Genomic DNA, 6,085 nt, shown 5'->3' with positions numbered 1-6,085 from the left:
TCCTGATGGAAGGGCCAGCGGGGTGATTCGGATTCCCTGACAGACCTTGTTGGACGAGGTGGTACGAGGTGGTACGAAGTGGTACGAGATGGTGCACATCGATTTCGCCGCAGGGGTTCACGGGGGTGCTCGCGCTCAAGCCGGACTGCTCGACGTTCTCGGCACAGCTGTCCCCGAGGCCGAAGCGGGCTGCGAGCTGCGTCCGCGATGACGAGAGCCCGGACCTCGGCCCGGTCAAGGACTCGGCGGGAGAACTGACGAAGGCGTGTACGAAGTAGTCCGGCACAGACTCTTCACCGAGAACAGGACCTCGGCCCGGCACCGTACGATCCGCGCACCCAGGCCGGCCGGCGGCTACCACGAGGTGGCCGAATCCCTGCCGCGCCTGGCGGACTTGGGCCTGGCCACGCTCGTGGTCGATTCGCCGGCCGACGTGGCGGCGTACGGCCACGGGGCGCGCGTGCTGGAAGCGGCCGGCGTCGTTCCTGTGCACAGCCGGCGTTCCTTGTCAGAGGCTGCGGGCGGTGATGTCGCCGTAGGCGGTGGTGGCCCGGATGCTCAGGCCGGCGGCGGCGCCGTCGGTGTTGTTCGTCTCAGAAACTGTCCACGCTGACGGCCTGCGGCATCGCCGCTACCACGGCCTGGCAAAGACACACGTCCAGCATGTGCTCACCGCTGCCGGAGCCGACATCATTCGCCTCAGCGAATGCTTCCCGCCCGGCACTGCACCGGCATCTCCCTCACGACCACCCGGCCACTTCCAGCAGCTCTGCCAAAAGCTGACGGCCTAGAGATCACCAACAGCATCCAGAAGTTGGACCAGAACCCGAGTTTCGAGAACACCTCGATGCTTGCTTCGGGACCCTGGATGCGCTCTGCACGACGAGGGGGCCCGGGTGCTACCGAAGTCCAAGGCCGATGTGTACGCGGCGATCCGTCGTGACGCCAGGACCGGCATGTCGACGCGCGCGCTCATGCGGAAGTACGGCATCGGCTACGAGACCGTGCAGAGGGCTTTGGTCTCGGCCCTGCCGGAGCCGCGGAAGAAGATGAGGCCGCGGGCGACGCGGCTGGACCCCTACAAGCCGGTGATCGACGCCATCCTGAAGGCGGACCTGACCGCTCCGCGGAAGCAGCGGCACACGGTCAAGCGGATCTACGACCGGTTGCTGGACGAGCACGACGCCGTCGGCATCTCCTATCAGACGGTCCGCGCCTATGTCACCGCCCGGCGCGAGGAGATCCGCCTGCAGGCCGGCAAGGGTGTGGTCGACGCGTTCGTTCCGCAGACCCACAGGCCCGGTGCCGACCGTTTGGCCTGCCGATGTGGGGGATGCGGGCTGTCGCAGCGGAGCTGCTAGCCCGTCCGTTGCGCAATCACGTGTCGGTCGGCCGGAATGAGGTGCACCTGTGCTCACAGTGACGCTCGGGGTGGGGTTGTGCTTGCCCTGTCCTGAAGGAGCGTCATGCGGGTGCGCTTGATCAAGTCGCTGACCGCGGCTGCTGTGGTTCTGGCGAGTCTGGTCGCCGGTTCTACGACGGCTCAGTCACAGACCTCGCCAGCCAGCGACGGGCCCCGGCCCTCACGCGCGGCCGGTCCGGCCGAAGGGCGCCCGACAGCCCGGCGTGTCTGCCCGGACACTCACGACCCTCACCGGGCGTTCTGCCAGGCGATGGTCCGTACCGATGTGCCCGCGAGGCGCGCCCTGCAGCCGGGCCAGCAGCCGGGCGGCTTCGGGCCGCGGGATATTCACCTCGCCTACCACCTGCCCCCTACCGGGGCAGGCCGGACCGTCGCCATCACCATCCCCTTCCATGACCCGAACCTGGAAAGTGATCTGGCCGTCTACCACCGCCAGTTCAACCTGCCGACGTGCACGAAGGCCAATGGTTGCCTGCGTGTGATCAACCAACGTGGCGGTACCGACCTCCCCACAGCCACCGATCGCACTTGGGCGCTCGAGGAGTCACTGGACGTGGACGCGGTCAGCGCGGCCTGCCAGCACTGCAGGATCCTGGTCGTCGAAGCCGACGACAACAACCTCGGCAACCTGTTTCAGGCGACCCTCCAAGGTGCTGCCGAGGGCGCCAAGTTCGTATCCAACAGCTGGACCGTCCCCGAGTTCCCGGGCGAGACCTACGGCGACACCCTCCTCCGCAACCTCCCCGGCGTCGTCTTCGCCTTCGCTTCGGGCAACGCCGGAGGCCAGACGTTCTACCCTTCCGCCTCGCCCTATGTCACCTCGGTGGGCGGTACCACGCTGCCCAGGGACTCCATGGGGCACCTCCTCCCCGAAACTGCCTGGGCGGGTAGCGGCTCCGGCTGCTCTGCATTCGAACCCAAGCCGTCCTTCCAGCACGACACCTTCTGCCCCAACAGCCGCACCACCGCCGATGTCTCCGCGGTCGCGGACGACGCCACCGGCCTGGCCGTCTACGACACTTACCCCCCTCCCAACAACGCCACCGGCTGGCTGGTCCTCGGAGGCACCAGCCTGTCCACCGCGCTGGTCGCTGGCATGTATGCCCTGGCCGGCAATCCCGCGCCAGGCACCTTCCCCAACTCCTACCCCTACGCCCGCCCCCAGAACTTCAACGACATCGTCACCGGCTGCGCCGGCACCTTCTGCGCGGGCCCGGGATACGACCCGCCCACCGGCATCGGCACCCCCCACGGCGTCCGCGGGCTGAGGCTGGGCGGTCACCACAACTGGGACGCGCCCGCGCGATGGCCGTTCACCGCCAGTGGGGGCGGGGCAGCGTCGGGTCTGGTGCCTGCGACCTGCGCCGCCATGGATATTCGCTGCCTCGGTGCGTTGGCTGCCCGGTATTTCAGCCATCGTTCGTGATTTTGTTGGTCGGTCAGGTCCGCTGACAGGGACGGCCGCAGTCGATCACCGGGGGGTGTGCACTCCACAAGATCAGCCGGTGGCCGTCAGCCACAGCATCGACCCTGCGCTCTGGCAGTCGATATTCGACGGTCTGATGACCCGTGTGGCGGGCCGATTCGCCAGGGTCGAGGCCCGTCGGCAGGCCCGGGCACTCGTTCTGGGCCTGCTGGTGGACCTACCCCCCGGGCAGCCTCGATCAGGTTCGATTGACCGAGGCCCTCAGGGCCATCTATTGGTCTTCGTCACACCACGACACGCCGACGAGGCGTTCTCGGAACTCGACGACATTCTGGACCCACTTGATCATCACCTGTTGCCCGAATGTCCTGTCGCACTCGATCGAGTCGTTTTCTCAACGAACCGAGTCGTTCGGGCTTCTGTCTCAGCGACCTAGTCGCACCGTTGAGGGTGCCGGGGTGCCGGGGTGCCGGGGTGCCGGGGGTGCTGGATGGCTGTACCGGCTGGGGTGGATCAGGTAGGGACGTGCATCGAGTGGTCCTGCGTGGACCCGGTGCACGGGCGTCGTCGGCGTCCGCTGCGGGACTGTGTGACGGGCCCGGCTCCATCCACCCGAATGCGGTCCGTGTCGTCCACAGGGTCCGCGGCCAAGGCATGCAGATTCTGAACTGCACCCCGCTGGACGCTCGGACCGAGGCGTCCCGCCCTCTTCCGCTCCGGTGCCGCCCCGGCCGGAGCCTCGGCCATGCCCTGGAGAACCTATGGCACGCATGCCCGGCGCCGCCTGGCGGCCCGTCGTCAACGCCCACAAGAACGGCGTCCTCGAACACCGAGGCCTGGTCCTGCACGTCCAGGATGGCAACAACAGCCCCTACGGCTACTTCAACAATCCCGCCAAGCCGGTCAGCTCCGACTTCTGGGTCAGCACCATGGGCCGGATCGAGCAGTACGTCGAGACCGGCGTCGACTACGCCTTCGCGCAGCATCTGGGCAACCCGTACTACGCCAGCGTGGAGACCGAAGGCCACCCGGACACCCCGCTCACCGCCGCCCAGGTGGAGGGGGTGGCGCACATCTACGCATGGGGGAACTCCACCTTCGGCTGGCCGCTGCACGTCGTGGACAGCACGACCCAGCCCGGCCTGACCTGGCACGGTGTGGGCGGCGACGCCTGGGGCGGGCACCCACACTGCCCCGGCGACAAGCGCAAAGCACAGCGCGGCCGGATCATCGCCCGCGCGACGGAGATCCTGGCGCTCGACACAGACGGCGAGCCCAGCATCGACCTCGGCCGCCTCATCACCCTGACCCGCTCCGACCGGGGTGCCGCGCAAGACCACCCGCCCTACCTCGACGGCGTCCGCCTCGTCGAGGGGGCGCTGCATGCCGAGGGCCTGCTCGACAGCATCAACAACGCCGGCGACTTCGAGTGCCTCACCATCACGGCGTACGCGGCGTGGCAGCGGCGCCTCGGCTACGAAGGCGCCGCGGCGGACGGCGTCCCCGATCAGCTGTCCCTGACCGAGCTCGGCCGACGGCACGGCTTCACGGTCACCGCCTGACCTGCTCTACCTGACGGCCGGGGTGTGGTAGGGGAGACGAACGGGCATGGTGCCGGGGTCTTCGGCCGTTTCAGTGATGGTGACGATGTGCGCAGACCGTCGGGAAGGGCGGCCAGAAGCCGCTGGACCGCGGCTTGGTCGTGGTGGACCCGTTCCAGCGAGACAAGCAGGCCGCGCTCGCGCAGGAATCCGATCAGGCGTCGGCCGGCTCAGCCACTGCCGCTACCAGCTCGTCGAGCTGGAGACGAAGCAGGCGATCGTCCGTGAGCCGGGCCGGGCGAGAGGTATCCGGCTCGTATGACCGGTCCGGGCCGCTACCACCTGCTGCTCACGACCGATGGCCGGCCGACCTCCACCGCGCATCAGCATGTCTGCACGCTCCCGGTGGCCAACAACAAGCCGGGCTTCTCAACCCACAAGAGGGCGACGGGCTACGTCATCAATTCGATGTGCGGATGCTCGGGTGCCGCCGGGCAGACGTAGAGCTGCTGCCTGTAGCCGCTGCCGATCTGGACCGCGGTGGGCTGGTTGGGATCGAAGTGCTCCGATCCGGAGGACGGTTCAGCAGCTGGGTCCTCGGACGAGGACCAGCTGCGTCCATCGTCGTCCCCTTCTTCGAACGTGGCGATGGTCAGCAGGACTTCCATCCCAGTGCCGCATTCGGGGCAGGGCCGCGGGACGGGGTCAGTGGAGTCCCAGGCGGGCCAGCCGCCGACCTTCCAACCAGGCGCACTGGACAGCACGCAGTCGTAGTACGTCCACGGGTCCATGTCCTCCTCGGCTGCCTGCGGCAGACTCCACTGCCTGAGCTGCTCCTGCAGTTCCGCGCTCAGCTCCAGATGGTCGGGGTATTCAGTGACCTGTTCCGGGTGGAGCAGGCACGGCTCGGGCAGGTAGGAGGCGAACTGCATCGCGGGTGGTTCGGGGGGCGCGGTGAGGATGTCGGTGACAGTCGCTGCCGACCGCCAGACCAGCACGGTCCTCGGCATGATCGGATGGTCGAAGGGGCACCACAGAACCTGCAGCAGGTCCGCCCCTTCAGGGGTGCGCAGATCGGGCACATCCCGTGCGTACAGCTGCGCGACGGGCAGCATCGCTATGGAACCGTCGTACGGCTGGACCGCCACCCTCACCGGATATGTCCGAGGGGGCCGGATTCGCTCAAGGGTCTCTCGTTCCTGCGGGGTCAGGCTCCTGCCGCGCGAGGCGGCACGGATTTGTCGTTCCAGCCGTACATCAGCTGGGGACAGGGCCGGGTTCATCCCGTCCACCACATGAGGGCCCTCGCAATGGGGCCACGGCTCGTCGGCGGGCCACAGCAGAGGCCCGCTGACCGAGCTGTCCCACCACGTCGGTGCCCCGGGGCGGGGATGCAACCGGGTCGCCGTGCGTGCCAGCGGGACCAGTTGAGGAAAAACCGCGGCAACATCGAGCGGCCGCGGCGGAGTGACAGGAGTGCCATTCATAGCCACGATCTTGCCAACTGCCTCTGACAACGGCTCTCGCAGCCTCCCATGCGGCACTCTCCAACCGCTCCATAGCTGTCTTGTCCTGCACTTCTCAGGTACTCAAATACTCACTTAGAGGTCGTTTTCATCTGCAGTGTGGTAATGCATCCATGTTTGTGCGGGGCAGTGGTCTGGTGTTGATGAGGGTGCTGAGTCGGTCGTGTTT

At 67.7% G+C, this 6,085-nt stretch carries 4 protein-coding genes and 1 pseudogene; 4 read left to right on the top strand and 1 reads right to left on the bottom strand.

Annotated features, from left to right (window positions below; translation table 11 throughout):
• Nucleotides 1-896 precede the first annotated feature (896 nt).
• The 4 genes and pseudogenes from AB0L75_RS36655 to AB0L75_RS36640 all read left to right on the top strand — a co-directional run bounded on the left by AB0L75_RS36655 (nucleotide 897) and on the right by AB0L75_RS36640 (nucleotide 4,411).
• Nucleotides 897-1,361, top strand: coding sequence for a hypothetical protein (locus AB0L75_RS36655; RefSeq protein WP_365190238.1), 465 nt, complete (start codon nucleotides 897-899; stop codon nucleotides 1,359-1,361).
• A gap of 312 nt (nucleotides 1,362-1,673) precedes the next feature.
• On the top strand, nucleotides 1,674-2,849 hold the full coding sequence (locus AB0L75_RS36650) for a S8 family serine peptidase (RefSeq protein ID WP_365190153.1): 1,176 nt from the start codon (nucleotides 1,674-1,676) through the stop codon (nucleotides 2,847-2,849).
• 79 nt (nucleotides 2,850-2,928) lie between these two features.
• A pseudogene (locus AB0L75_RS36645) lies at nucleotides 2,929-3,072 on the top strand (IS701 family transposase); the annotation flags it as partial.
• 538 nt (nucleotides 3,073-3,610) lie between these two features.
• Complete coding sequence (locus AB0L75_RS36640; protein WP_365190151.1) at nucleotides 3,611-4,411, top strand: N-acetylmuramoyl-L-alanine amidase; 801 nt, start codon at nucleotides 3,611-3,613, stop codon at nucleotides 4,409-4,411.
• Between the two features lie 431 nt (nucleotides 4,412-4,842).
• Here the strand turns inward: AB0L75_RS36640 and AB0L75_RS36635 are convergent, their stop codons facing one another.
• Entirely contained in the window at nucleotides 4,843-5,538 is a 696-nt protein-coding gene (locus AB0L75_RS36635; protein ID WP_365190149.1) for a hypothetical protein, read from the bottom strand.
• Between the last annotated feature and the right edge of the window lie 547 nt (nucleotides 5,539-6,085).

It is taken from the genome of Streptomyces sp. NPDC052101 (assembly GCF_040680235.1).
Lineage (GTDB): Bacteria > Actinomycetota > Actinomycetes > Streptomycetales > Streptomycetaceae > Streptomyces.
The sequence above is the reverse complement of the archived record's forward strand: the minus strand, read 5'-3'. Positions and strand labels throughout refer to the sequence as shown.